Raw genomic sequence first — 26,282 nt, 5'->3', positions numbered from 1 at the left:
GTGCGAGCCGAGACGGTGTGAGTGTGCCCGCTCGTCTCGCGTTGCCCCCAATCGGTGCCCTATTTCCCGACCAAGAAGCGTAGGTTCATGATCTCGTGCAAGTCCACTGGGAAGCGTTCATGATCGCGAGTTTCCGACCACTCGCGGTAGTATTTGTCGAGCGATTTTAGGATATCGCGGCGGCTGATAATGCCCAATAACATCGGGCCCTCGACCACGGGCAGGTGCCGGAATTTGTGACTCATAAAGATCGACGTCAATGTGAAAATGTCGGTCGTGGGTGTCACACAAGTCGGATGTCGTTTCATCATCGTTTCGGCCGTCTGCACCGGACTCGGGTTGCCATAAAACAACTCGTTTGCCAAGCACTCCAGACAATCGCCCTCCGAGATAAAACCTAACAAGCGTTGCTGGTTTCCTTCTTTTTGGGTCACCGGTGCGTTGGATAGTTTGTGCCTTTGAAGAAACGCCACGATGTCGACCAAATGCATGTCGGGGGCGATGGTCCAGACGTCGCGGTTCATGAGGTCTTGCGCTGTGGGTGAAGCTAAAGTCGTCATTGTTCGTGTCCCTGTTTCGGTAGAGCGGTGATGGTTGACACCGATTCAGTGAACACCACCCAGTGCCACTGCTGCGGTCATGCTGGCGTGAACGCGGGGGTTACCAACCGAAGGCGTTAAGTTTGCGAATCTTGTACCAAGCGGCATGAATGGCGGCGGATCACACGGAAAGCGATATGGTTGTCAAGCTGATGTACGGTTCGGAGAAGCGTGGCAGGCAAGATTTGCGGGTTCCCGCACAATTCGCTTCTCCGAATCCGAATGAAATCCGTGTATTATCCGCAAGATTGGGGGGAACCTTTTGCGTTGATCTGCCATAATCCGCGGCTCATCTTTTCAATCTACTCATCAAGCTGTTGCTGCATGTTGCTTTCCACCTTGACTCGGTTCCAGACCGCTGCGGTGGCGTTCTTAGTCGCGTTCGTCTGCTTTGCGGTCACGCCAGCTTGTTTCGCCGATCGATTACTCGACCATTTTCCCGCCGCTGCCGAATCGGGCTGCATGGCATGTCATTCCGAGGTCGAGCCGATTCGCGAAATCGGCTCCGAGATGCTCAACCAGATCATGCAGCGAGGCGAAGCCTTGGGGGATCCGGCCGGCTGTGTGGTTTGTCACAACGGTGATCCAACTGAAAAAGTCGACAAGGCAAAGGCTCACGGCGGCGACAACTTCTACCCGCAACCGAGCAGCCCTTGGGTCAACTCGGAAACATGTGGTCAATGTCATGAGGACCAAGTCCGAGTCCAGTGGCAGAGTCTGATGATGACCGAAGCGGGCAAGATCCAAGGCGTCTGCTGGGCGTTTGGTTCGCTCACCGGTTACGAACATAAATGGGCAAACTACGCTGTCGAAAATCCGGCCGATCCGAGCGAGCGGCTTGGCACCGATGCCTACCGCAAATATATGGCGGTGCTGAAAGAGAAAGAGCCGAACGTTTTCGTTGATCGTCACGAACCGCTTCCCGACGCACTCAAACGCGATGAACTCAGTCAGTTGGAACAAGATCCATCGCTTGCTGCGTTTACCTACATTCGCCAAGAATGCCAACGTTGTCATCATGCGGTCAAAGGCCGACAAGAGCGAGGCGATTTTCGCGGCATGGGCTGTTCGTCATGTCACGTTCCCTACGGCAACGAAGGGTTCTACGAAGGCGACGATCAATCGATTCCGCACGATGAACCGGGGCACGCGCTGGTGCATTCGATTCAAGGCACTCGTGATGCAAAAGTCACCGTTCACGGCAAAACCTATAGCGGTATTCCCGTGGAAACCTGCACCACGTGTCACGACCGCGGCAAACGCATCGGAGTGTCGTTTCAAGGGCTGATGGAAACGCCGTTCCATTCGCCGTACGCCGAAGACGGCAGCGACCAACCCAAACTGCATACAAAACATTACCTCGCGATGGAGCAGGACATTCATTACCAAAAGGGAATGACTTGCCAAGACTGTCACACCTCGCTTGATGTGCACGGTGATGGTTTTCTCGCCGGCGCGAACTTGGCCGCAGTGCAGATTGAATGCTCGGATTGCCACGGCACACCTGATCAATTCCCCTGGGATTTGCCGCTCGGGTTCATGGACGAGTTTTACGAGTCTCCTGCAACTGGTGAACCGCGGGGGCTGACCGACACGCCATTGCCGCATACGCTACAAGGCGCCGAAGTCGACAAACGGGACGGGTTTCTGTTGACCGCTCGCGGTAACCCGTACGAAAATGTCGTCCGCGATGACGACGAGATCATTGTTTATACCGCCGCCGGTGCCGACATTCGCATGAAGCCGCTGAAGACGTTGATGCAAGAGAACAAGATCAGCGAGCGCGGTCGTGTGGCGATGCAAAGTGTGACGTCGCATCTGCAGCAGATGGAGTGTTATTCGTGCCACGCCTCGTGGACGCCGCAATGTTATGGATGTCACGTCAAAATTGACTTCACGCAAAAGGACAAATGTCCCGAGTGCAACGAATCCAAACAAGGGTTCGACTGGGTTGCCGCCGGACGTCTGCATGGCGAAGTCGAGCACCGGGCTGATCGAGGCGAAGAGGGATTCGATACGATCATCCCCGGAAAGGTCAGCGAGAGTCGCAGCTACGAACGCTGGGAAGAACCGATGTTGGGGATCAACGGCGAAGGACGTGTCAGTCCGCTGGCCCCCGGCTGCCAAACCTCGGTGACCGTGATCGGCGAAGACGGTAAGCCACTGATGCTGAATCATATTTTCAAAACCGAAGCGAACAGTGAAGGCGGCGGCGAAGATGGCCAATTGTCGATCGACATGAGCCCCACTCAGCCGCATACGATCACCAAAAACGCACGCTCATGCGAATCGTGTCATGCATCCAACAAAGCACTCGGGCTGGGGATCGGATCCACGCGGCCTTGGAACCAGCAGCACGTTGTCGATCTGCAATCGATCGACGGCACGATCCTGCCCAAGCAGTCGCAAGCTCAGATGGCAGCGATTGAAAACCTCGATCACGACTGGTCCCAGATTGTCGACAGTGACGGACAACAGGTTGCTACGGTGGGACATCACTTCCAGTTATCGCGAGCGTTCAACAAAGGCGAACTCGATCGGATCAGCCGCGAAGGAACCTGTATTGCCTGTCACAAAGAGATTCCGACCGCCTCGCTGGCCGTCAGTCTGCTGCATCACGTGGCTGAATACACTGGTCAAATTCCCAAGTCGCCAGACGAGCATGATGCGCTGCTCAACAAAATCGTGCTCTCGAGTGCCTGGGGCCAAGCGATCGGCATCCTCAGCCTCCCAGTGTTCGCCGTCTTGGGGGCAACCTGGTACCGCCGCCGCAAAAAAGTGGAATAGGCTTCCAGCCTGTCACCAGCCCTCCCCGCATCAATCTTCCCTCGTAGCGAAACTCGCCAAGAGTTTCGTCCGCACCAAGTGGGATAGGTTTCCAGCCTGTCGTCAGCCCTCCCCGCATCAACCTTCCCCCGTAGCGAAACTCGTCAAGAGTTTCGTCCGCGCCAAGTGGGATAGGCTTCCAGCCTGTCACCAGCCCTCCCCGCATCAATCTTCCCCCGTAGCGAAGCTCGCCAAGAGTTTCGTCCGCGCCAAGTGGGATAGGCTTCCAGCCTGTCACCAGCCCTCCCAACATCAATCTTCCCTCGTAGCGAAACTCGCCAAGAGTTTCGTCCGCACCAAGTGGGATAGGCTTCCAGCCTGTCTCCAGCCCTCCCAACCTCAATCTTCCCTCGTAGCGAAACTCGTCAAGAGTTTCGTCCGCGCCAAGTGGGATAGGCTTCCAGCCTGTCGTCAGCCCTCCCCGCATCAATCTTCCACCGTAGCGAAACTCGCCAAGAGTTTCGTCCGCGCCAAGTGGGATAGGCTTCCAGTATGCATGAAAAGTCCTCTCACTTCTTCATTGACAGCTGATTTTAGGCCAGATTTATCGTTCTCTAGCATCGGGCCTAGTTTCAAATTCAGTTCGATTGTGTTGTCTTTCGGGTAATTAACTACAGTTTGCTACATACACTGGAGCAATTTGCAATCTATTGGTGTGCCGACTATCCGCTATTCCTCTTTGAAGCGGCTGGCTATCTGCCCGAGCAACAGGCAAGCAGGGATATGAGGTCAGCGAAATTGTCGACATTTTTGGTGTGGACCGGAATTCGGCGTCGTCGTGGATAGATCGCTTTCACAAGGGTTGTGCACAATTGCTCGAGACCGATGAGCACCCCGGACCACCGCGAATGCTCGACGTCCTAGAACAAAAACTTCTTCGAATTCTTTTCAGAAAGTCCCCCGATCAACCCAGGAAAGTACTCACTGAATTGGAGAATGAACTGACGAAAAAATGAGCATGTGGTCCCTGCGCTACTAACCCAAACGACTCGGGTTGAGCTGGAAACACTTTCGTCGAAGTCTTCGGAAAAAGATCCAGTATCAACTCATGCCAGCACATGCGGGGGACCGTTTCCAAGAACTGCTCGCGACCCTCACCATAACACTAAGTGAAATCGGCCAATGATCATACATGTCGTCACTTCGCAGTTGCGCCGAATGAAATATTCCGACGTGTTTAGCCGCCGGTGTAGGAACTTCCGCCTGAACTAGGACTTACATGGGCCTGGGACGTAACGCTAATACCGTTTCACGGACACGTTTGTACACCCCATATTGGCGTTCAGCCTCCTCGGCAGAAAGGTGATTGTAATTCTTGTTTCCATCCCTCGACTCTTTCTAAATCTAAACGCTTCCCTCGGGTCGACGGTTGTTCCGGACTTCGCCTCCTGCGTGATACCAATCATCGTGTCCCATCAGTTGTTACCCTCTTAACGACCAAGTATAGAAGTGAATGAGCATATTGCGTGAACATTCTTTCGGGAGCGAAAGCCTATAGGTCTTTTCAATGACACCGAAGGTCACGCGGTTGCATGCGTCACCAGTGGGCTGTGTAAACTGATCGGGTTCGGCATGGATCACCAATCCGCGACCTACGATTGAATCATCTCCCGACAATTTGATCACAGCGTCATCGATCTTGACTGTCGCCTTTCCATTCTTATCAGCCTCGATATTTCCAATATCGCCGACATGCCGCTCTGTATCACTCGGCCGACCATGTGGTTGGTCGGTCGGATTGAAGTGCCCACCCGTTGATTTGCCAGTGACTTTGTCGGACAAACCGCCCTGTTCATGGACATGGAAGCCGTGCTTCCCCGGCTTCAGGACAGCAACGTCGCCACGAACTTGGACCATGTTGCCACTCGACGAGAATTGGATCGTGCCCGTGACACCACTGGAACCGACCGGCACCAATTCGCAAACGGCTTTTAAAGATTCTTCGCCATTTTGGCTTGCCGATGCGTCCGTCGACGAACTCTTGGCCATGGATTCATTGTCGTTGGTCGTCGCATTCGGAGTAGTGCTTGAATTGCTACATCCAACGACCAGCAACACAGAAAACAACGCGATTCGCGCCAATTTCCTCCTATGCCTGAATGGGATTTTCCCCCACTTCCAATCGGGGAATTTTACAGTGTCGTGCGTTAGCAATTCTCCAGAAAATGAAGTTTATTAGGTCCACGATGGCTTTACGCGGAGTACGATTCCGCCACGTTTATGACTACGATGGCGGAGCGAAAGCGTGGCAGCAGACGGGTGAATCACTGGAGCCGTAGTCGCTCGCATTTTCGATAACGGAGAGTTTCACCCGGAGGAAATTCCGACCATGATCCAAACACTTCCTTCCCCACGTCCCTATCCAACTGGGGTTCATCGATCGCTATCCAATCCATTGGAGTTACGCGTTCGACGGAGCCTGTGCAATAGTTCGTATCGCCAACTTCAATATGTTCGTTGCCACTGCAAAGATGGGGTTGTACTGCTCATGGGCACGGTTCCCTCTTATTTCATTAAGCAGATGGCGCAGGAAACAGTGCGACGCATTGCTGGTGTCACCCAAATCGACAATCAAGTCGAAGTTGTTTACGCCGAGGAGAACGCCCAATGAGTCAATTGAGGTTTACCCAATCGTGACCGATTTGTGGTCGCAAGTTACTGGTTCCCATCGAGCGTTTGAGTGTACGCATTGCATGGGCTACTTTCGAGCGCAGCATACATCGAGTAGCTGACGGGAAGCTATCTAGAAAAAAAATCTCACGATCACTAATCCTCATCCAAGCGAACGCTTGTCTGCATTGCAGTTGATTCACTCGGCGCAGCGGTGAGTCCATCGTTTAACGATTTGGGTGAGAAAAGTGCGATGCGTTGTTCGATGAGGTGACTTTCGAGGGCTGGGGTTTTGCGGCGACGGTGCGGTTGAAGACACTCTTCAAACTCTTGTGCTGACGCGCTTCCAAGTCAGCATTAGCACGCTACAGGTTCAAGCGTCCGCACAGGCGAAAGAAGGCAGGTGTCAGATCGCGATGGGAGTTGACGCCTTAACCCGAAGCGCGAGTTCTGAAGTTGCCCATGAAAAGTTGACAGTGGACCGATCTTCAGTGAAGAATTTCACACTTGAAGAACTTCAATGCCATTTCGTCAAGAAAAGCAAGGAAGGGTGGCGGCACTCAATTAGACTTTAGCAAGTTCCACCAATGCCTCTGAGGGGAGTAACTTTTCAACTAAAGGTAAAAGCTGTGCTGACAATGCGTGGTCTTCCAGTCGATCCGTGAGGTGAATTCCCGTGTGCCAATATCCGCCACCAATCTCAATAGAATGTGCAGCGAGCCCCAATAAGGTCACCGGGTGCGGGTCGATGGATTGCCGCGAGGCAAGCCAGATACTGACAGCCACCGAAAAAGAATCTAGGGCTTGCGACAGTAAAACTGACATCCCGTTATCGGAAATGTCGCGAGTTAATCCTACGACGGATTGGTCGACCAGTAATGAATTACCCCGGCAAGGTGTGACAAGAACAGGCAAGGTGCGATGGTATCGATTGTGACATCGATTATCCTCGACATCAAAAGTCACGTTGGGTGTCGTGCGGTCCAGAATGCGTCGCAACGCGGCCTCTGCACGACATTCCTCTTTGCGTCTTAAAAACGAAAACATGAGCTGGTTCCTTTATTCGCTAGTTTTCAAACATAGGTTTCCTTCCAAGTCATGTAGGGAAAAAACGGGGGAATTGCATTGAATAATGCAAAGTCACTCTGCAATGGCCACCGTACCGGGAGGCGTGTATGAATTCGTGCGTTGCAAAACTGGGTGTCGATACGCTAATGTTACTCAGGGGCGTTGCTCGTCATTCCCGTTGCGAGGATCACAAGCGTCACCCCCATCTGATTGCTAGCCACACAATCGCCGAAAGTAGCCCACCAACAACTAAGATGCCCAGGCTTAGAAGCATCACCCATAACAATGCATTTCTGATTGATGATCGCTCGGGAAGTTTTTGTTTCGCTAGTATTGGCTCCGTCGCTGGCAAGCTAAGCCGATAGACCTCATCCTTTGGGTAAAAGTGAACCACTTTCTCATCCCCGTCGCTTAATAATAGTGATCTGCGATCGTCCAGCTTTCTGTACTTGTCGCCTTCGTACGAAAACTCTTCGTTCACTTCGACGTTAAAATATTCGTCATTCATGACATTTGGGAAACCGATAGGGGCAAATCGATAATCCGTCGTTAACGCAATCAACGTGCGTTTTCGAAACGATGCCTGTGGTGGGGAATGGGAAGTGACCCATTATTCTAAAGGCTCCGCGCACGCCTATGTTTTGGCAGCGTGTCGAAACGCTCCATTTTCTCGCAGTACCGCCCCTATTGCCCTCGCTTTACTCCTCGCTGGTTTTCAGAATCCCAGCCGCGCTCATGAATAATTCGCTTGCGGAGTCCATTGAACCCGTCGAAATAAAGTTAGTCCAACGCGATTTGCAAGCCTGGAATATCGCAGTTCCATAACCTTTTCTCCGCCACTGGTCTGCGACAAGTATATAGCTCAAGTGTGCTGCCGTGCCTGCCTCAAGGACATAACCGGTGCCAACTGGAAAGACAAAATCGTCCGGCGAATAGGCTTCGACATACCAATAAACTACAGGACCATCGGTTCGGATCTTGCGGAATTCAACTCTTGGAAGAGTCATTTAACTTTCCCTTCGATTAAGCTCCATTTCATTTTTAACGCTCTATGGGCCAGTTCGGTAATTATTCCTCGCCTAATTACATAACCTCCTGCAAATCCTGCATAAACCGACCAGGTGCCGGCGTCCCACGAAACTTCAGGATTGCTCTCGCAAGCCTCCAGAATCATCGCGATTACCTGTTCAATTCCTTTTTCGCGACCGGCGTCACTGACATTCCCAGCCAGAGGATGAAGGACTAACCGAACTACCTGCACACCTTGTGCCCGACTGCCAAGGGAGGCGATGGCTCGTTGCCGAAGCTCGACTTGGGGTAAAGATTCTCTTTCCTCCTTTGCTCTCTCTATCAAAGATCGAGCGTTTTCTAAGACGATTGTCTTCTTCGCCTCAAGATCGGCGGTACTCTTATTCCAACTTTCATTGGGAGTTTGGTCGGGCGACTGGTCTTGATCGAAATTCATCTGTTTCCTTTGAGTGACAAAATGCTTTTCGGAACGGTTCGATGTGCAACGGCATGTAACACGAGGTGCAGCTTGACGATTTGTGTCTGATAGTTGCGTCTTCCTGTCATTGCCACAAACTCCGTCTCGGAAAATCCCAAGTTTACGCTAATTGAGTCCCGCCCGCACTTGGTTTCACGCGGTTTTGCAACGCTAGCACATTCTGTACAGCGAGACTGACTATTGGATTTCTGAAGGACCGTTGAAGAGATAGAGGAGGAGGTGCCCTCGCAATAGACAACGAACCGACCCTTTCGTCTTGAAATTAGCGAACTTTGGCCTTGCTTCTCGGAACATGCAGTGCTTTTATGGATTCAGCCAGACGGCCGAATGTGCATGGGAAGAGCACAACAGCAGGCCCACTTATCAAACTCTTTTGCAGGTCAGGCTTCGTCAGTAACACGCAATCGTTTCGGTCACGGGATTGAATGAGTGTGTTTATGCGTTCCGGTGATGCGTCGAGACCGTTAACCACCGTAGCAAGCTGATCATCACTGCCCCCTGATCCTTCGCTCAACTCCAGTGAGGGCAACATCTCTCTGATAAAATCGACGTCGGTTTCTCCAGCGCAGCGATAATTGCAAGGCATCATCTTTGAGTCACCAACCACTAGCGAGGAATTTTTGCCTAGTCCCGCCAATGCCTCGGCAAGTCCATCTCGAGTTCGACTGACAATTTCACGTAGTGAGGTATTGCAGTGATGTCGGAATACGCTCGATGGCGGGATTTCTACAAGGTCCCACGCCTCCCATTTTCCTACTGCAAGCCAGCCAATCAATACAGCGATCTTTACTAATTCAGCGTCGTCTCGATTGGCGCGGTTCAGCGAAACCAATTCGCCGTATGTGGAATCGAGGTGTTCCAACGGGCCGATAATGTCCTGCGGGATATTCCATTTTGATAATAGTCCTGCAAGCATTGCGGACTGACTTTCAGAAAATGTCTGTCGTTCCAGTTCTGTCAATGCGTCCCCGGTCTGGTTGGCGAGTTCGAGTAGAGCGACCATTTCGCATGAAAACTTTTTGGCGAGAATCATTCGACCAAGAAGATGCATCGATGCGCTAAGCACGATTCCAGCACTCGTGCTCCCGCTCGATCTCTGAGATATCAAAAGCTTTGCAGCGACTCTAGCCGCAAGGCTGCGTTGCCATGCAAGTTTCACATTCAAGAAAGGGATGCCCATGTCACGCAGTGAATCGCAAGCATCTAACGCTAACGCCAATTCTCCTATTTGGCGTCGTCCAACTCGAACAATAATTTCTTCTAAATCTAGAGCTTTGTTGCCCGTGCGATTGTAAAGACTGCTGTTTCCCAGTCGCAGAAGCTCGGATGTAAGTGCAGGCTCTTTCTCAATCGCTGCAGCGATATCTTCTGCTTCAGAATCTTGTTCACAGGCGACCCGGCACGCTTCTAATGCGAAATGCGAAAAGGGTAGTGATTCGATCCCCATTGATTGCAAGGACTTCACTACTGACGATTTGCCTAACTTTGGAGCCTCTGCTGGTGATTCGACTTCCCCATCTATTTCAACGCCCCCCTCGGTGTTGTTAATTCCAGTGTTTGAAGTCTGATTCGTTGTCAACTCAACGTCATCATTTGATTCAAGCGTCTGCTGCGAATGTTCCGGTTGAGGATAATTGACAAGTTTGTCAACCAGCACTTTCATTTTCGCTGCGAAGGCAGCGTAGTCGGTTGGCTTAAAGACAATGTCGTCAACTCCTCGGTTCATCAGATCCTTTGTGATTTGCGGGTCTACGACTGAAGTGTGAACAGCGATGAATGGGCGTTTGGCGAGCTTCAGCAGTTCAACCGCGAGCGCGTGTCCGTTCTTGTGTGGCATCGCAAGGTCCGTAACGACAAGATCGTACTCTAGATCCTCAAGCAGTAGCATCGCCTCTTCGCCATCGCTGGCAGAATGGCAGGTGAACCCCTCACGCTTTAACGCGAAGGTCATCATTTTCCTGGCAATTGATTCGTCGTCAACAACAATTGCAAGACGTTGTTTCTGCGTACCGTTCATGGTAATTGCCCCTTATGTTTCTGTGTTGTTACATTGAGTTCGCCGGAAGTGCGATTGAGTTCATCGGATCCGCTGTAGGATCATTGACAAGTGAGCTGTATCCCTCCACTGGAGCGTCCGTGAACCGTGATCGAATCGATTGGAACTCGCTTTCAGACTCTAGGAATGCGTCGACAACATCTGGATCAAAATGATGAGCTGAGCCATCAATGATGATTGAACGCGCTGCTTCATGCGGAAACGCATCTTTGTAGACGCGTTTTGATGTTACCGCGTCATAGACATCGGCGACTGCCACAATTCGTGCCGAAAGCGGTATCTGTTCGCCGGACAGGCCGTATGGATAGCCAGTGCCGTCAAACTTTTCGTGATGCGAAATTGCGATCTCCCACGCCATTTGTAGAAACCGTGCATTGGGATACGCCTCCAAAGCCGCTTGGATGGTTTTTGCTCCTTCAAGCGTGTGCCGTTTCATAATCTCAAATTCTTCAGCGGTAAGTTTGCCTGGTTTCAACAACACGCGGTCGGGAATCGCAACTTTTCCAATATCGTGCAGAGGACTTGTATCGTAAATGAGATCTACGAATAACCGATCTAACCCTTGTCGCCGAGGATGCCTTTCATACATGTGATGGGCAAGAGTTTTTGCAAAATTGCGAACGCGTTCTAAGTGCTCTCCGGTCTCAGGGTCACGAGATTCCGCAAGTTTGGCCATCATGAAGATTGCCATATCGCGAGTCTCAAGAGCGATGATCCTCCGCCCTGTGTTGACCCGCATCAGCAGCTCGGCTGAATTAAACGGCTTAGTTATGTAATCGTCAGCCCCGGCTGCAAAGCCTTCAATCTTATCCTTTGGTTGATCAAGCTTGGTCAACATTATGAAATAGACATAGCCTCGTGTGTTCCGCGCACGTAATTCGCGACACAGTTCAATGCCATTCATTCCAGGCATGTCACGATCCGAAATTACCAATTGGCAATGCCCAATCGTATCGATTGCTTGAAGAGCCTCGTTGCCGTCGCTCGCAGTAACAACTTCGTATCCGGCACTCGTAAGAACGTGAGCTACGACCTCCCTTGAGATCGCATCATCCTCTACAACTAAAACTTTCATTGTAATCTCCTGCTTTTACTATAGAACGTTTTAACTTGCTAAGGAAATGAAAAGCAGGTGTAAGCGCGTGTAACTAAATGTGGCGTCCTCAAGACTCCTTCAAGCGTTATAAGCGATATTTCCTGGTCATTCGCTACGTATTCCCAAAACAAAATACGTGGGAGTGCGGAGCAAAACGAGCGATGACAGTCGACTTTTATCGGGTGGAACCCTCTCAACGATTCCTCCCACTCAATCATTTTAGACGTCATACGCAGAATAAAAACGACACCACATTGGATAGGGGCGGATCTGATTCGTTGCAGGGGAGGATGTTTGGTTGTGACTTCTAGAAGAACCAATCAGGATGCATTTCTCACGCCAAGCTAGCTACTAATTTACTTCGTTTTTTTTAATCGCCTTAAAATCTGCATCCATCTGGATTCATAAAAGATCGGAATCTGACCATCAAGAGTTGTCTCCGTATAACGAGATGGAAACACTCCACCTGCCCACCATCCTTTAACGACTTTCCTTTGGAAATTATTGGCCGCCCGGCGGAAAGCGCACTAAGGTTGTATCACGTGCGTGCGGTTATTGAGTGAGTTGGCAAACTCTCTCCATATTCCAATGGGTAGTCGCGTGCATCTTTTCTGCGTTATTTGCGAAAACAACACGACAGGGTTGATAGCAAACAAATGCACCGCATTCGCGATCGTCTGTCAGCTAGGCATGCAAAATGGTAATTAATGCGCCGCCTGTTCAATCGTTTTCCGTGCACTGTTTACGCAATAAAGAGACGAAATAAGCAAATGCGTTACTTGGACACTGCGTTAGAAATAACGTTCATTAATGGTTTCCTTTTCAAAATGATTGACGCGTTTTTTTGTCTGCAAATCGGCGAAAACTTCCTTAACAGAAAAATAAGCTACCTCCGTTTCAACGGCTGCAGGCCGCTTCGTTTTGCCAAAGGTTTTGAACAGAACCACAAGCCGGACAAAGAGGAGATTTTTCATTTCTGCCTCGAACAAGCAGTGTGCTCGATTAATGATATTTCAGCGTCAAGAGGAGCCATCGCATGACGCCACGTTCCAATCCTATTTCACCCCCTGACGTTGATGAAGTGTTCGTGATCGCGAAAAAAGCACTTCGATATGTTGGGCAATTCAATACGCCACCCACTCCCGAAGTATACGAGGTCTGGTATCGGTTTGCGGAGGGCAATACCGGAGGGCTACACGAGCGACTCTCGCACGTGGTGGACGGACCGGAGTCAGTTACAGTTCAGCAGCTTCAGTCGCTCCATCAGCAGTTTTGCCAGTCTGCCGACAATGATGACCTGCAGGATGGAATAAGGCGGGACCTAGAGCAGGAGTTGCAAAATTTGCAGTTAGCGATAAATCGCCAAGTGGATGCTGGGGCGGAATATGGCAATTCCATTGAACAGACGAACCGCGATCTGGCATCGCCAGACATCACACCACAGAAATTTGGATCTTGTGTTGCTGAGATGCTCGAAAGAAACGAGTGCATGCAGTCACAACTTGAGGAGATGCGAGCACAGCTGAATGAGTCCCAAAGCCAAATGGGGACGCTAAAAAGGAATCTTGCCATCTCTCAAAAATTGACCATGACTGATCCGCTTACGGGGGTTGGCAACCGTCGTTGTTTCGATTCGTTAATGGAAACTGCGATTAGAGGACGAGACTCTGACGCATCGGGAGAGGTCGCGTTACTTCTGGTTGATCTTGATAAATTCAAGGATGTCAATGACATGTTAGGCCATGCGGTGGGAGACAGTCTGCTAAAGTTCATCGCTTCAAACATCCAGAAACTGAATGAAAATGCAACGGTCGCCCGATATGGAGGCGATGAATTTGGCGTTTTCTTGAGAACAGTAGAAGCCCAGGATGCACTGGATTTTGCCCAGGAAATCTGTTGTTCACTCGTAGAGAGCCGATTCAAGCATGAGGAAAGCGACCAAACATTACAGCGTGTGACGGCATCGATTGGAGTCGCGATCTTACGCGACTCCGATACTTCAGAGAGTTGGTTTCACCGTGCTGATAAACTTCTGTATTGTGCCAAGCAAGACGGTCGAAACGGAGTTAAGGCTGAACGCCAACTCAATTTGTAAATAATCTTCAGGAGCGATTTGCGTAGCGCACTGCTCCAAATGAAAAACTGGGTGACGAATGCCCCTTTCGTCACCCAGAATCGACACAACTGGAGGAGAGTCATGCCAAGCGGATCATAATCATCCAACATTGCTTTGCAAGAGATTGGATTGATAACTTGGTCTGCAATTACCTGCTAAACGTTGAAGATGAATCATCGAAAAACGGCATGATTCAGGATTTCACACTGACACTGAAAACGCAGTGAGAAGTTCGAGCTCGCAGCTAAGATGTCGCCGTCGAGCAAGAACGTTCTCGCGAGAAGATCGTTGAAAATTTCCGCGTTGATCGCCGGTAAAGACTTTTGAAACAGATTGTGTTGTGTATAAACGTCGAAGCTGCGGTTTACATCAGGCCCTGTTCTGCTCACGAAATACTTGGGCGAATTCCAAACATCTTGCCATTTCCAGCTGCAAGTTTGCAACAAGGAAAGTAATAACGTCTTGAACTTCAAATTCTCCGGCCTCTTCGATTGCTGCAGCTACGGCACGCAGAGGCTCCGCGGCGATTATGGCTGCCGCACCTTTTAAGCCGTGAGCCGCATGAACGACCCCATGATGATCACCGGACATGGCGCATTCGGCGATATCTCTGACCTTCTGTTCTCCAGTGAGCTCTAGCTCGTAAAGAAGAGACACGGCGAACGGTACGTTCCCCATACAGCGGGCCAATAGGGCATTCTGATCGATTGCCACCGCAGTTGAACCGCTTGCCTCTGGTGATAAAGTAAGTGAACTCATCAACAACTATCTCCTGCCCACCACGTAAATAACAGATTCATCGTTTTATCAACGATAGGCTGCGTTTTTGCAGACAATTCGGAAACCTGAAACAGTTCCGAGTCATTTATCATAAGGGTTGCCTGTTGTACCGTTCATGCCCATTAGAACATGCATGCTTGCCAATGATGAACAAAATGCATTCTCCATCGGGGAAAATTTTACCACCATGAGCCGCTCAGGAAGGGTGGGATCGCGAAGACTCAGCGGCATTTTCTCAGGCTTAGACAGAGTAACGTTTTCTACGCTGAGCTCGCAGGGTATAAGTGCCATCCTGAGCGACCGCCCGTCAATGTCGGTGGCAAAAAACTTAACCCCCGGTGCCACGTCCAGCGTTTCCATGATTGCACGACAAAGAATCGGCAGAGTGCATGCTTCGGAACTGTTGGCGTTACCGGAAGTCCAAATGCGAACACAACTATCGGCGGCTCGATCGTTTAAAATCTTTGACAGAACCAATTGGGCGAGCGTCACAAATGCGTCGGGCTCGCGAAAGAACGCGGTGACACCGATCAATAAGTTCCGAAACAACGCTTCGACTTCCTCCAGGCGTTCGACGTAATCCGCCACACGATTAATCTTCAAGACCTGCATCCTTCGTCCGTAACGACGAGTCAACGCACTTTACTTCTACTACTGAACGCTGTGTCTTATGCTTTTCGCCAAAATCACCGTAATGTCAGGAATCGCACGACCGATTTGAGCATCTCGTTCTCCACGCGAGCGATTTTCGAAAGTGCTAACCAAATGATGAGAGTATTTCCGCAACTCATTCGCGATCTTGTCGGGGGGACATAACATGATCGGCCGCACCTGTCGTCGCTGCGCTGCGTGGTATCGAATCATGCTTGGCCGATTTTGCATCTTGAACGAACGTTAATCCACCGGCATCAATGATCGCCTTTAGTCCCAAAGTGCCTTCAGTGGCTGAGCCAGAAATAATCACGCCGATCCCGCATTCGCTTGGTTTTCTGCCAACGAATGAAACAACTCGTCGATCGGAATGTTGTTCATTTCAGAATCGCCAAGCTTTGACGGAGTCAACCAGCTGTCGGCAAACTCACGTTGCGTCTGCCGCGGGCAAATGTAAACGACGTCGGCCATCGGTTGGACTCTGTTTTCGACCTCCAATTCAGAGTCGCTCCATGGGGGCTAATATCGTAATGCGTATAGCTTCAGTGGGTGGAACATGCCGAAACACTGGCATGGCGTAAGAGTATGCCGCTAGAAAATCTCCACCCGAAGCGCCAGCGAGGGACTTTTCCCGCGACATGCGTCCGTAGCTCACGCGTCGGGTTGTGATAGCATCTCTGCAATCAAGTTCGTCAGCAACAAGCCATCGATTGGCTTGGGGAAATATTCGTCGCAGCCCATCGCGATACAGGATTCACGTTCGCCGTCCATTGCGTCGGCAGTCATCGCGATAATCGGTGTCTTGTAGCCAAGTTCGCGAATATTGGCGACCGCTCGACGTCCGTCCATGACCGGCATCTGCATGTCCATCAAGATCAACTCAAACGGACGACCTTCGTTAGACGCTTGCTCCGTCATCTCCACTGCCAATTTGCCATTTTCAGCGATCGCGACTTCCGCACCGCACTTCTCCAGAAAATGTTTGCCGACTTGCCAAACATCGCGACGGTCGTCGGCAAGCAAAATCCGGGAATGGATCGTCGGGAAATTGGTGGGGCGTTGCTCTTTCTCGGCGTCCGCTTGCTCCCCTTCGCTGATCAAACGTCTTGATTGCTCCTGCGTTACTGGCAAACACAAGGTAAATCGGCTGCCTTTGCCCAGCTCGCTTTCTACTTTAATCGTACCGCCCATGCCTTCCGCCAAACGTTTACAGATACTCAGCCCCAGTCCTGTCCCACCGGCATGCCGCGTCGTTTGTTTCTTGGCCTGATTAAAAGGTGTAAACAATTTCGCCAACTGACTCTTTGAAATCCCGATACCCGTGTCGGTCACCGAAATCTCAAGTCGAGCGGGAACGCTTTCACCATCACATGAACCTTCTTCGCGTAGGATCGCATCGACGACAACTTCGCCATCTTCGGTGAACTTGATCGCGTTACTGAGCAAGTTTACGATTATCTGCCGAACGCGAACCTCGTCGGCTGTCACTCCCGCCGGGAGTGGTTTGTGCAAGTCAAAGCGAAGAGGCACACATGCCTCCGTGGCTCGCATTTGCATTAGTATCTCGACTTCCTTCAGAACTGATCGCACATTGATACTTGTCCTCCCAAAAGTCAACTTGCCAGCCTCGATTTTGGACAGGTCCAGGATGTCGTTAAGTAGCGCAAGAAGGTAGGAACCGTTGCGACGGATCGTATCGATTTTTTCCTGGTAACCAGGATCGTCCGATTCGTTACGCAGGATTTCGGCAAAACCAAGAACAGCGGTCAACGGTGTTCGCAGTTCGTGCGACATAGTCGCCAGGAACGAACTCTTCGCATCACTGGATTGCTGAGCGGCACGGTTCGCTTCCTCAAGACGCTTTTGTGCTTTCATCTGATCGGTCACATCATGATGGACTCCGACGAAGTTAACGATCTCGCCTTTTGCATCGCGAACCGGCGTAATACTAAGGTCGTTCCAAAATTGTCGGCCGTCCTTGCGACGATTGAGAAGAGGGATACGAATGGGATTACCGGAAGCTAATGACTCGCGGATTTGCTCCACCGCGTCTTCGTCTGTCTCGTCGCATTGTAAGAACCGGCAATTATGGCCAATGACTTCTTCACGATCAAATCCCGTCAGATCGAGAAACCCTTGATTGGCATAAACGATCGGATCGTCCTCCTGTTTTGGGTCGGTGATGACAATGCCGTTGATCGCCGATTCGATCGCCAGTTTTTGCAAGTGAATTTCGGCTTCTGCAGCGACGAGCGAACTTATGTCGATCAGCGTCAACACAAGACCTTCGGTCGTGTCACCGCTGCGATAGGGCAAAACTCGCAATAAGAAATGATTCCCAGATTGATCGGTGGCCTTCATCTCAAGTTCTTCATGCGTCCGAATCACTTCGTGCAGTTCATCTGTTAAATCGGGACGATTGAGCACGTGCGAAAAATGCCCCATCGATCGTCCTGTGTCTTGATTGCTCAAGTGAAACACTCGTGCGATCTCGGGAGTAAAGCGACGAATGTAGAGGTCTTTGTCCAGAAATATCACACCGACGCGTGTTGTCGCGAGCAAGTTGTCCATGTCGTCGTTAGCGACAGCAAGCTCTTCGACTCGCCGCTGATGCTCAGCGTTGACCGTATAAAGCTCTTCATTGACGCTGTGCAATTCTTCATTCGTGCTTTGAAGTTCCTCGTTCGACGCGACCAGCTCTTCGTTACTCGCTTGAAGTTCTTCATTCGACGTTTCCATCTCTTCGAGCGCCGATTGCAAGTTCTCTTGTGAGTACCTCAGCTCGGTTTCCAATCCTTCGACGCGAGTGCGGTGCATCTCCTGAGTACTGACATCGAGGGGATCGAGGTGCTTAATTGACGTGCCGGTCTTTTCGATCGCTATCAAAAAATTGTTAGGGCCGCTGTTGTCATCGGACATCGGCGTGACCGTGATGCGAACGTCTTCTTGACCATCGTGACTGTCGAATGTCGTCGAAGCGTTCCTTATCGCGTCGCTTTTCTTCATCGCATGATGCCATGCGACAGAGACTGACGTTCGTAGTGATTTGTCGATTGCTTCTAGCAAATGATTCGTAGGACGTCCGCCGCGTCCCTTCAAGTATCGTTCCGCGCCGCCGAACACGTGCAGAATGTCTCCGAGTTCACTTACTAGAATGCTGCAGGGCATCATCTTGGCAAGCACTTGGTCGTAGGTGGCGATCAGCTCTTGGTCGACACGATTACTACGCGGCATCGGGGTCGGCAACGTGACGTGAGGCAGTCTCTCGGAACGTCGCCCAATCGGGGCTTTCATACCTACTGGCAATCGAACGTCTCGCCGTTTGACATACATCCGCCACTTGCTGTCGATCGCCTTGAACTCATCCGAAAGTTCTCCGGTCGATTCACTTGGACCAAGAAAAAGAGTACCACTGAGCTTAAGGGCAAAGTGAAACATGCCGAGCGCCTTTCGCTGCGCCGCAGGCTGCAAGTAGATCAGCATATTGCGACACGTCACTAAATCCATTTGCGTGAAGGGCGCGTCGTTGATGAGATTGTGTGCCGCGAAAACGATGTTATTTCGAAGTGCCCGCGTTACATGATAGCCGTCGCTGGCACGAATGAAATAGCGATTGCAACGATCGTCTGTCATCTCGCTAAGCGATTCGGGCGGAAAAATTCCTTTCGCGGCGGTTTGCAACGAACCTTGGTGCGCATCTGTGGCAAAGATCTTAATTTCTATTTGTCGGTTGGACTTACGAATTTCCTCATCGAAGAGTATCGCGATCGAGTAAGCCTCCTCGCCCGAAGCACACGCAGCGACCCAAATTCGAATTGGTTCCTCCGTCGCCTCACGCACCAGCTTTGAGATCACTTGTCGTTGCAACGTCTCAAATGCTTCGACGTCGCGGAAGAATTTTGTGACGCCGATCAGCAAGTCTTCGTATAACTTGCTCAATTCCACTTCATTGGTCGCCAAAAACGCGGCGTAGGTTTCGATCGAATCAAGCCCCAGCAATGCGATGCGACGATTGATACGTCGACCGACAGTGCCCGGTTTGTAGAATGCGAAGTCGAGGCCGTATTTGTGATTAAGCAGCGTTGAAATCTGTTCCACCCCTGGCATCGTGCTGAAGGCCAAGTCCTCTTCCATCAACTTCTCTCGTGAGATTCCTTCGCATGAATACTTCACGAGCGCCTCGGCAATCGCGGCTGGCGGCAGCACCAAGTCGACCTTGCCCGTTTCTGTCGCACTCATCGGCATCCCATTAAACTTCGCTGAAGCCTCGTCCTGAGCAAACACTAGACCTCCAGCGTCGCTCACGTCCACGAGGCCACGAGATCCATCACTGCCCGTGCCGGACAAGATGACCGCGATTGATTCTTTTCCGCGATCGGTCGCGAGTGATGTGAAGAACTGGTCGATTGGGTGAATCAATGACCGATCGCTACTTCGATCCGTGAGCAGCAGTTTACCACTACTGATGATCATCTCCTTCTTTGGCGGAATGAGATAGATCGAGTTTGGTTGCACGACGACGCCGGACTCAACGCGATGAATCGTAATGGTCGTTTGCCGCGCAAGCAGTTCCTCCATATGACTTTTAAAGTCTGGCGACAAATGCTGGACGACGACAAATGCCATCCCCGAATCCGAAGGCATTGCGTAGAAGAACGCTTCTAGAGCTTCCAACCCACCCGCAGATGCACCGATTCCGACGACGAAAAAACCGGATGATTTCGGTGTCGATACGTTTGCCACTGAGTTTGCGTCGTCGTCAGTCATGGTCTGCGATTGCTTCCATGGATGGATAAACTGATTGACCGTTAAAACCCCAACCCGCAGCATGAGCGACGAACTCCATCTCCTAGGTGAGCGAGCGGCAACGTACTATTTGATATCCCCTCACTGCCGGCTTTGGGATTAGATTCCCTACCAGTGGTAGAGCAATTGGTGTGCCTTTGGCGAAACTCTCGGGTTCATTGTTTCAGTAAGTTCAGTTGGTGGCTATAATCGCGGCGACTGGAACCAAAGATTTTACCGACTGTGACGCGATCGAGCAGTAGGCAACCGTTTGAAGGATTTTTTGCCTTGTATCGACCACCACCCACGAAACTCAATCGAAACCTCTCCGAGCCTGTGATGGCCGCAACGGTCATCATCCTGCTGGTGGTCAGTGGTGTCGTGACGCTACAAAACCTGACCCGGATGCACCATGCCGCAATCAACCTTGGCGACTCCTACGCGGTTTTGGATTCGCTCGATTCGGTAGCGTTGGCACTCCGCGAAGCCGAAACTGGACAACGTGGTTATTTGGTCACGGGCGATGAAAGCTACCTTGAACCCTACAATGCTGCCGAAGCTAAGCTCGATGGCTTCCTAAAACAACTCGAATCACACACGACCACGAATCCTGCACAAGCGGCGGTCCTGCCGACGCTCAAGCAATTCATCGAATCCAAGCGTGGCGAGATGGTGAAAACCATCGATCTGCAACGTCAAGGCAAATCAAACGCCGCGGAGCAGGTTGTCAAGACCGATGTTGGCAAGCAGTTGATGGATCGGATTGGTCAGCAACTCGATCTGATGCGAAACAACGCACGCGTTCGGCAGTCGCAGCAATTGATGGCGACCAATGAAACCTACCGCACTGCATGGTTCACCGGCCTGCTGCTCACACTCTTGGGCATCGCTTTGGTCGGCGGGGTTATTTGGGCAGTCTTTCGAGCACAAAACTTGAAGGAAAAAAATCGCGAACTTGACGAGCGAATTCACTTTTTTCTCCAGCAGATATCGGATTACGCGATCTTCATGATGGACAGCCAATGCCGCGCGACAACTTGGAACGATGGCGTCCGCCAAGTGCTTGGCTTCGATGAGCACGAGTTTCTGGGACGAGATATTCGACCATTGATCTTCACACCCGAAGCTCACGCATCTGGAACCGTCGATGCCGAATTTGAAAAGGCCGTCAAGAACGACTCGGCAAGCGATGACCGTTGGATGCAACGCAAAGACGGGTCGCAATTCTGGGCGTCTGGTATCACCACGTCGATTCACGACCGTTCCGGTGCACTGGTCGGCTTCAGCAAGGTGATGCGTGACATGACCGAGCAGAAAAGGAACAGCGATGAATTGAGCCGCCTGGCTGCGGAGCTGTCCGAGGAATCTCGCCGCAAGAACGAATTTCTTGCCACCCTGGCTCACGAGCTTCGAAATCCACTTTCTCCCATAAAAAGTGCTGTTCAGTTGATGTCAATGATGGAACTCAGCGGCGAAGTTGACGAACTGCGGGTCACGATGGACCTTCAAGTTGACCAGCTTGTTCGCTTGCTGGACGACTTGATGGATGTATCGCGGATCGGACGTGGTAAGATCGAACTGAAAAGGCAAGCGATCGAAATGCGGACGATCATTGATTCTGCAATTGAGAATTCGCGTGCTTTGATCGAAAGCAATCAGCAGGAGCTCAGTGTCGACGTGCCCGAGGAAGGCTTGACCGTCCACGTCGACCCGGCGCGGCTGACCCAAGTCATTTGTAATCTGCTCAATAATGCGTCGAAGTACAGCGACGTGAATTGCAAAATTGAAGTCATTGCGGAACATGTTGGCGAGCATGTGGTAGTAACGGTAAAGGACAATGGTAGCGGTATCGCTCCCGAACGACTTAGCGATATTTTTGAGATGTTCGCTCAAATCGAGGACTCGGTCGAACGCGGCACCGCGGGCTTGGGCATCGGATTGACGTTGGTGCGAACCCTGGTCGAATTGCACGGCGGTACGGTTTCGGCACACAGCGATGGAGTCGATCAGGGCAGTGAGTTTTCCATCAAGATTCCGATCGCGACGGTTGATGATTCAAACAAGGCAGTGTCTCCAGTGGTTGACGACTCCAAGCCAATTCAGCCGATGCGAGTGTTGGTAGTCGATGATATGCACGCGTTATCTGTCATACTATCGCGATTGCTGATGAAGCTCGGTCACGAAGTCGAGGTCGTAGATAGCGGCCTCGCTGCATTGGCAATGATGGAACGATTCGCCGCTGACGTGGTGTTTTCAGACATTTCAATGCCCGGCATGACGGGGTACGAATTAGCCAAGCGATTGCGTGTGGAGTATAGGAGTCAACCGCTGGCGTTGGTCGCGATGACCGGCTACGGTCAAGCGAGCGACCGCGAGAGAGCACTTGCCGCTGGTTTCGATGAACACATGGTCAAGCCTGTCGATTTCAAATTGTTACAAGCGTTTTTCCAAAACCTCCAGCCTTCGTAACGGATGACGTGCTTCCCGGCGTGTAATCAAGATGATTGTAAATCCAATCACAGATCGATTGCACGCGACTGACGCCCCGATTTAGTGAGCCGATTCCTCCAAAGCAAACTGGGCTAATAACTCGCTCTCGCAATACCAGCTAGGATTCATGTAAGTCAAGACTTCTGCTGGCAATTGCGAAGCGATCATTTCGTTGACTTTGCTAATCGATCAACTTGCGGTGAAAGTCCCATGAGTGCTTTGCAGCTTTTTACTTTCAGTTAGCCAAGCTGAACGATCACATTACGCATTCTGTTTCTCTCAATGCCAACCTGAAATGCCTATACATTCACTACAGGAACGATAGAGAAGTTTTTATGGACAATTTTCTAGTGCGGCGTCGCCGCATCAGTGAACCGAAAGAGAAATTTCGTCGAGATGCGAACGTCGCATGTTAAATCGCTACTGATCTGAAATTGTGACACGATTGTATCTTTTCTTAATGAAGAAGGATTGTTTAGTCGTCATTGAGCTGCGAAAACACTAAACGCAGATCTTTGAGCAACATTATTGAGCATTGCGCCAGCAAAGCGACATGATTTGCTTTGCGCATAATGGCGGGTTAATCCTCATTCTACGGGAGAGGATACCATGCGTGCTGTTGGCAGTGCGATTGAATTGGAAAATCGACGTAAGGATGCGGTGCGTCGAATTCGTGCCGGTGGACGTGTAGCCGATGTGGCAAATGATCTCGGCGTGAGCAGAGTCACAGTCAGCAAATGGAAGAAAACTGCGATCGAAGGTGGCCTCAGAGCACTCAACGCGGTACCACAGCATGTTCTTCAGTCGCGAATGTCCAGTGAACAGAAACGCCAACTTAAAAAGATTTTGATCGGTGGCGCGTTGGCACGAGGCTATCCAACGGATCTTTGGACCTGTGATCGGATTGCCCATGTTGTACTCGAGGAGTTTGGGGTTAGTTACAACTCCGCACATCTGGGACGAGTCCTTCTTAAGATGGGGTACTCTTGCCAAAAAACACCAGTCGTGCACGCGAACACAATGATGCAGCAGCACGAGAGTTTCGAAGCGAAACTTGGAAACGAATAAAAAAGGGGCCAAAATCACAATGCTAGCTGTGTTTTTATTGACGAGAGCGGCTTTATGCTTCAACCGTTGCTGCGGCGTACCTGGGCTCCCAAGTGTAAGACTCCAGGAATGAATGCGTGGGAGCGGCATGACCGACTGACTGCGATCACAGCGCTGACGTTAACGCCTCACTGTCGAAAGCTTGGTTTGCACTTCGAGTTACTTGATCACAACGCAAAGGCAGAAGACTTCTTCTGGATCTTGTTTTCGTTACACTGCGAAGTCCGACGGCCACTGATCGTTGTTTGGGATCGACTGAGCGCTCACCGAAAGGCAGCGAGAGCACTAAGCGAGTTGAAGTGCCGCTGGGTCACTTTTGAGTACTTGCCCGTGTCCTCCGCTTTAGAGCCACTTGCCGCCAGTCGGTAAGTGGCTATTTTATTGGTATTCACGTCGTTTACGCGTCTTTTTCGGGCGGTCAGTTTTGTCTCGAAAACGCGACGTTCCGATAAATGCTCCGATAAGAAGCCAGTCAGGGACCCAGATGTTCCGATAAGACCGGCAGGAGTGCTGCCAAATGGTCGCTCGAGCGCGTCGTCAGTGGAAACTCGACAGCCGGGGATACTACACCCGTCAGATAGGCTGGAAGCTAAGTAAATCCGGCATCCGGCAGCAGCACAAATTCATCTTAGGTACCGACCTCCGCCAGGCTGAGATTCGCGAGGTCAAGCTTCGGGAAATCTGGACTGTTATCGCGAGCCGCTCGCGCGAACCGGACCCGCTCTGGTGCGAAACCGAATTAGAAGTGGCCCGAGCCACCGCCAAAGGAGCCAGTGAGTTTGCCCTGCCCCGCAACGGCAATGAGACGCCGACGAACTACGCGGAGCGACTGCAGAGGCTCCAAAAACGTTTCACGGTCATTCTCGTCCTTCCGGAGGATCGACGCGTCTTTCGAATCGGGGAGGAAAATCTGACGAGATTGGAAGCAATCAACGACGCTGGCCAGCTTGCATCCGTCCACACGCGACTGGAAAACGTGGATCCCGCTAAAATCGTGGCAATGCAAGAGTCTGAGCGGGTGCTTGTTGCTGCGGGAGTGCCGCTCACCTCGCCCAAGCCGGACCTCGCTCCCGTCAAACCGTTTGTTGGCGACGATGTGCCCGCCAGTGGTACGCATCAATTGCCTCGCCCTGGAGCGACTTCGTGCGTGGGTCCAGCAGACGCAATCGCGATCAAAGTGTCGCTGCACCAGGCAATGAAGAAATATCAGGAGTACCTTGAACGTGAGTTCCACCGTCCAGAGTCGAACCAAATCTCCCCCTGGGGCAAAACTCAGGTGAAGCAGGTCGAAACCCTGATTCAGCATCATGGGGACCGCCCGATCAGCGAGTTAGACGCTTCCGAAATAAACGAATTAATCGGGTACTGGCGTCGGCGTCCCTGCAAGCTTAGAGCAACGACTCCGATGACGGCGAAAAGCTGCAAAAACTATCTCAGCGCACTCACTCGCTTTTTAAAATGGCTGGACTCCAGTTCGCGGTTCGAGTGGACAAAACCTATTGCTTTCGGCGACATGGACACGCGAATCAGACGTCTTGCTGTCGACCATGCACGAAAGAGTCTAGAGCAGGTAGACACCTTCTCATTTGATGAACTTAAACTGCTGGCGCGTTATGGACATCCGTTTGATCGTCTTTTGCTTTTGATGGGGCTCAATTGCGGCTTCGGTCGTGCAGAGATCGCATCAACACTGGTAGGCGAAGTGCACTTGTTCTCGGCCCACTCACCCCGGCACCAGGAAATTCTGGACTTCAAATCGACGGCGGAGGATTCGTTTATCAAGCGGGTCCGTCGCAAAAGCGGCGTTTATGGAGAACACATTCTTTTCCCACTGACTATCCAGGGAATTCAGTGGGCGATGAAGCATCGCAGAACATTCCCAGGCTACGGTCCTCATGCGGTGCTAGTGGTCAATCGGGCGGGCACCGCTCTGGATAAGTCCACCAAAGCGGGCAACACAAACCAATTGATTCCGAACCATTTCGATCGGTTGATCAAACGCATTCGTGCCGATGGCCACGACATTCGGTCATTGTCGTTTGGAAAGCTCCGTAAGACTGGCAGTCAGCTTATCAAGCGTTTCTCTGACGGAGAGATCATGGGAGTGTTCGATTGCCATGGGCAACCCGTCAAGAGTGACGCTCTGACTGACGCGTACAGCAATCGTCCATTTGATCGCGTGTTCACCGCGATTCGCAATGTCCAAGAATACCTACAGCCCGTGTTTGCTGAAGCGGGCCACGCCCCTTTTGCCACGCAGGGTGCAGTATCAAGCCAGTGACCATCGCGGCCATCGCCGGACGGGCGTGCAATTGTGGAACCTTCCAGCGACGAACGCACCAAAATGTTACTCATCAATAGGCCAGGGGGTAATGCGATCCGATCGGATATCCTTCGGATCGATGAAAACGAAAATCCGCGAGGCGTCGGCGACCGAGATCAGAACTTGTGCTCCGCAGTTCGCGCGGTTGCGTCGCTCTCTCAATTGCAGCCGCGTTTCCGTCTTCGGAGGCGAGTCCCAATAACGCTCTCCTGATCATAAACTGTCAACAACAACAGTCGGCTGCTGCGATACCGCGACAAAGCTTGCT

At 51.4% G+C, this 26,282-nt stretch carries 21 protein-coding genes; 7 read left to right on the top strand and 14 right to left on the bottom strand.

Annotation, left to right across the window (positions count from 1 at the left end):
- Positions 1–59: 59 nt before the first annotated feature.
- Positions 60–524 (bottom strand): CBS domain-containing protein, encoded by a 465-nt coding sequence (locus ABD971_RS11810; protein ID WP_345322268.1) that lies wholly within the window; start codon positions 522–524, stop codon positions 60–62.
- 399 nt (positions 525–923) lie between these two features.
- Here ABD971_RS11810 and ABD971_RS11805 point away from each other — a divergent pair, with 399 nt between their 5' ends.
- Complete coding sequence (locus ABD971_RS11805; protein ID WP_345322266.1) at positions 924–3,386, top strand: multiheme c-type cytochrome; 2,463 nt, start codon at positions 924–926, stop codon at positions 3,384–3,386.
- Positions 3,387–4,847: 1,461 nt separating this feature from the next.
- On the opposite strand, the gene ABD971_RS11800 is transcribed toward ABD971_RS11805, so the two are convergent.
- Entirely contained in the window at positions 4,848–5,414 is a 567-nt protein-coding gene (locus ABD971_RS11800) for a superoxide dismutase family protein (protein ID WP_345322264.1), read from the bottom strand.
- Between the two features lie 340 nt (positions 5,415–5,754).
- Between ABD971_RS11800 and ABD971_RS36050 the strand changes: the two genes are divergently transcribed.
- Complete coding sequence (locus ABD971_RS36050; RefSeq protein ID WP_425571295.1) at positions 5,755–6,036, top strand: BON domain-containing protein; 282 nt, start codon at positions 5,755–5,757, stop codon at positions 6,034–6,036.
- Between the two features lie 563 nt (positions 6,037–6,599).
- Here ABD971_RS36050 and ABD971_RS11795 read toward each other — a convergent pair.
- The 7 genes from ABD971_RS11795 to ABD971_RS11765 form a co-directional block, all read right to left on the bottom strand.
- Positions 6,600–7,082, bottom strand: a complete 483-nt coding sequence (locus ABD971_RS11795) for a hypothetical protein (RefSeq protein ID WP_345322262.1) — start codon at positions 7,080–7,082, stop codon at positions 6,600–6,602.
- A gap of 217 nt (positions 7,083–7,299) precedes the next feature.
- Positions 7,300–7,611 carry a hypothetical protein gene (locus ABD971_RS11790; RefSeq protein ID WP_345322260.1) on the bottom strand — a complete coding sequence of 104 codons (312 nt, stop codon included), beginning with the start codon at positions 7,609–7,611 and terminating at the stop codon, positions 7,300–7,302.
- Between the two features lie 190 nt (positions 7,612–7,801).
- Positions 7,802–8,110: a GNAT family N-acetyltransferase gene (locus ABD971_RS11785; RefSeq protein ID WP_345322258.1), complete on the bottom strand. Its 309-nt coding sequence runs from the start codon at positions 8,108–8,110 to the stop codon at positions 7,802–7,804.
- Positions 8,107–8,568 (bottom strand): hypothetical protein, encoded by a 462-nt coding sequence (locus ABD971_RS11780; RefSeq protein WP_345322256.1) that lies wholly within the window; start codon positions 8,566–8,568, stop codon positions 8,107–8,109. The genes ABD971_RS11785 and ABD971_RS11780 overlap by 4 nt, the downstream gene beginning before the upstream one ends.
- 304 nt (positions 8,569–8,872) lie before the next feature.
- Entirely contained in the window at positions 8,873–10,627 is a 1,755-nt protein-coding gene (locus ABD971_RS11775; RefSeq protein ID WP_345322254.1) for an HDOD domain-containing protein, read from the bottom strand.
- Between the two features lie 28 nt (positions 10,628–10,655).
- Entirely contained in the window at positions 10,656–11,741 is a 1,086-nt protein-coding gene (locus tag ABD971_RS11770) for an HD domain-containing phosphohydrolase (protein ID WP_345322252.1), read from the bottom strand.
- 812 nt (positions 11,742–12,553) lie between these two features.
- A complete protein-coding gene (locus ABD971_RS11765; RefSeq protein ID WP_345322250.1) occupies positions 12,554–12,736 on the bottom strand; it encodes a hypothetical protein in 183 nt (60 codons plus the stop codon).
- Between the two features lie 62 nt (positions 12,737–12,798).
- On the opposite strand from ABD971_RS11765, the gene ABD971_RS11760 reads away from it, so the two are divergent.
- Positions 12,799–13,857 carry a GGDEF domain-containing protein gene (locus ABD971_RS11760; protein ID WP_345322248.1) on the top strand — a complete coding sequence of 353 codons (1,059 nt, stop codon included), beginning with the start codon at positions 12,799–12,801 and terminating at the stop codon, positions 13,855–13,857.
- Between the two features lie 390 nt (positions 13,858–14,247).
- Here ABD971_RS11760 and ABD971_RS11755 read toward each other — a convergent pair whose 3' ends face one another.
- From ABD971_RS11755 to ABD971_RS11740, 5 genes are all read right to left on the bottom strand, one after another.
- A complete protein-coding gene (locus tag ABD971_RS11755; protein ID WP_345322246.1) occupies positions 14,248–14,637 on the bottom strand; it encodes an Hpt domain-containing protein in 390 nt (129 codons plus the stop codon).
- A gap of 102 nt (positions 14,638–14,739) precedes the next feature.
- Positions 14,740–15,261, bottom strand: coding sequence for a CheR family methyltransferase (locus ABD971_RS11750; protein WP_345322244.1), 522 nt, complete (start codon positions 15,259–15,261; stop codon positions 14,740–14,742).
- Between the two features lie 184 nt (positions 15,262–15,445).
- The gene (locus ABD971_RS36045) at positions 15,446–15,622 is read right to left on the bottom strand and encodes a chemotaxis protein CheB (RefSeq protein ID WP_425571294.1); all 177 of its coding nucleotides are present in this window, start codon (positions 15,620–15,622) and stop codon (positions 15,446–15,448) included.
- Positions 15,619–15,780 (bottom strand): hypothetical protein, encoded by a 162-nt coding sequence (locus ABD971_RS11745; RefSeq protein ID WP_345322242.1) that lies wholly within the window; start codon positions 15,778–15,780, stop codon positions 15,619–15,621. Before ABD971_RS11745 ends, ABD971_RS36045 begins: the two co-directional genes overlap by 4 nt.
- A 180-nt stretch (positions 15,781–15,960) precedes the next feature.
- Positions 15,961–20,076: a chemotaxis protein CheB gene (locus ABD971_RS11740; RefSeq protein WP_345322240.1), complete on the bottom strand. Its 4,116-nt coding sequence runs from the start codon at positions 20,074–20,076 to the stop codon at positions 15,961–15,963.
- A gap of 306 nt (positions 20,077–20,382) precedes the next feature.
- Here ABD971_RS11740 and ABD971_RS11735 point away from each other — a divergent pair, with 306 nt between their 5' ends.
- From ABD971_RS11735 to ABD971_RS11725, 4 genes are all read left to right on the top strand, one after another.
- The gene (locus tag ABD971_RS11735) at positions 20,383–22,563 is read left to right on the top strand and encodes a CHASE3 domain-containing protein (protein WP_345322238.1); all 2,181 of its coding nucleotides are present in this window, start codon (positions 20,383–20,385) and stop codon (positions 22,561–22,563) included.
- A gap of 630 nt (positions 22,564–23,193) precedes the next feature.
- Positions 23,194–23,652 (top strand): helix-turn-helix domain-containing protein, encoded by a 459-nt coding sequence (locus ABD971_RS11730; protein WP_345322236.1) that lies wholly within the window; start codon positions 23,194–23,196, stop codon positions 23,650–23,652.
- 36 nt (positions 23,653–23,688) lie between these two features.
- Positions 23,689–24,060, top strand: a complete 372-nt coding sequence (locus tag ABD971_RS36040) for a transposase (protein ID WP_425571298.1) — start codon at positions 23,689–23,691, stop codon at positions 24,058–24,060.
- Between the two features lie 148 nt (positions 24,061–24,208).
- Positions 24,209–25,972: a hypothetical protein gene (locus ABD971_RS11725; protein WP_345322234.1), complete on the top strand. Its 1,764-nt coding sequence runs from the start codon at positions 24,209–24,211 to the stop codon at positions 25,970–25,972.
- Positions 25,973–26,282 lie beyond the last annotated feature (310 nt).

The sequence above is a fragment of the Novipirellula rosea genome, from assembly GCF_039541335.1.
In the GTDB taxonomy this organism is placed as follows: Bacteria; Planctomycetota; Planctomycetia; order Pirellulales; family Pirellulaceae; genus Novipirellula; species Novipirellula rosea.
The sequence above is the reverse complement of the archived record's forward strand: the minus strand, read 5'-3'. Positions and strand labels throughout refer to the sequence as shown.

Bases quoted from the DNA above. Each gene is read 5' to 3' on its own strand.
- ABD971_RS11775 (WP_345322254.1), bottom strand. From the start codon at position 10,627: ATGAACGGTACGCAGAAACAACGTCTTGCAATTGTTGTTGACGACGAA.
- ABD971_RS11805 (WP_345322266.1), top strand. From the start codon at position 924: ATGTTGCTTTCCACCTTGACTCGGTTCCAGACCGCTGCGGTGGCGTTC.
- ABD971_RS11730 (WP_345322236.1), top strand. From the start codon at position 23,194: ATGCGTGCTGTTGGCAGTGCGATTGAATTGGAAAATCGACGTAAGGAT.
- ABD971_RS11785 (WP_345322258.1), bottom strand. From the start codon at position 8,110: ATGACTCTTCCAAGAGTTGAATTCCGCAAGATCCGAACCGATGGTCCT.
- ABD971_RS11760 (WP_345322248.1), top strand. From the start codon at position 12,799: ATGACGCCACGTTCCAATCCTATTTCACCCCCTGACGTTGATGAAGTG.
- ABD971_RS11725 (WP_345322234.1), top strand. From the start codon at position 24,209: ATGGTCGCTCGAGCGCGTCGTCAGTGGAAACTCGACAGCCGGGGATAC.
- ABD971_RS11765 (WP_345322250.1), bottom strand. From the start codon at position 12,736: ATGAAAAATCTCCTCTTTGTCCGGCTTGTGGTTCTGTTCAAAACCTTT.
- ABD971_RS11780 (WP_345322256.1), bottom strand. From the start codon at position 8,568: ATGAATTTCGATCAAGACCAGTCGCCCGACCAAACTCCCAATGAAAGT.
- ABD971_RS11790 (WP_345322260.1), bottom strand. From the start codon at position 7,611: ATGAATGACGAATATTTTAACGTCGAAGTGAACGAAGAGTTTTCGTAC.
- ABD971_RS36050 (WP_425571295.1), top strand. From the start codon at position 5,755: ATGATCCAAACACTTCCTTCCCCACGTCCCTATCCAACTGGGGTTCAT.
- ABD971_RS11800 (WP_345322264.1), bottom strand. From the start codon at position 5,414: ATGGCCAAGAGTTCGTCGACGGACGCATCGGCAAGCCAAAATGGCGAA.
- ABD971_RS11795 (WP_345322262.1), bottom strand. From the start codon at position 7,082: ATGTTTTCGTTTTTAAGACGCAAAGAGGAATGTCGTGCAGAGGCCGCG.
- ABD971_RS11770 (WP_345322252.1), bottom strand. From the start codon at position 11,741: ATGAAAGTTTTAGTTGTAGAGGATGATGCGATCTCAAGGGAGGTCGTA.
- ABD971_RS11740 (WP_345322240.1), bottom strand. From the start codon at position 20,076: ATGACTGACGACGACGCAAACTCAGTGGCAAACGTATCGACACCGAAA.
- ABD971_RS11755 (WP_345322246.1), bottom strand. From the start codon at position 14,637: ATGAGTTCACTTACTTTATCACCAGAGGCAAGCGGTTCAACTGCGGTG.
- ABD971_RS11810 (WP_345322268.1), bottom strand. From the start codon at position 524: ATGAACCGCGACGTCTGGACCATCGCCCCCGACATGCATTTGGTCGAC.
- ABD971_RS11745 (WP_345322242.1), bottom strand. From the start codon at position 15,780: ATGGCCGACGTCGTTTACATTTGCCCGCGGCAGACGCAACGTGAGTTT.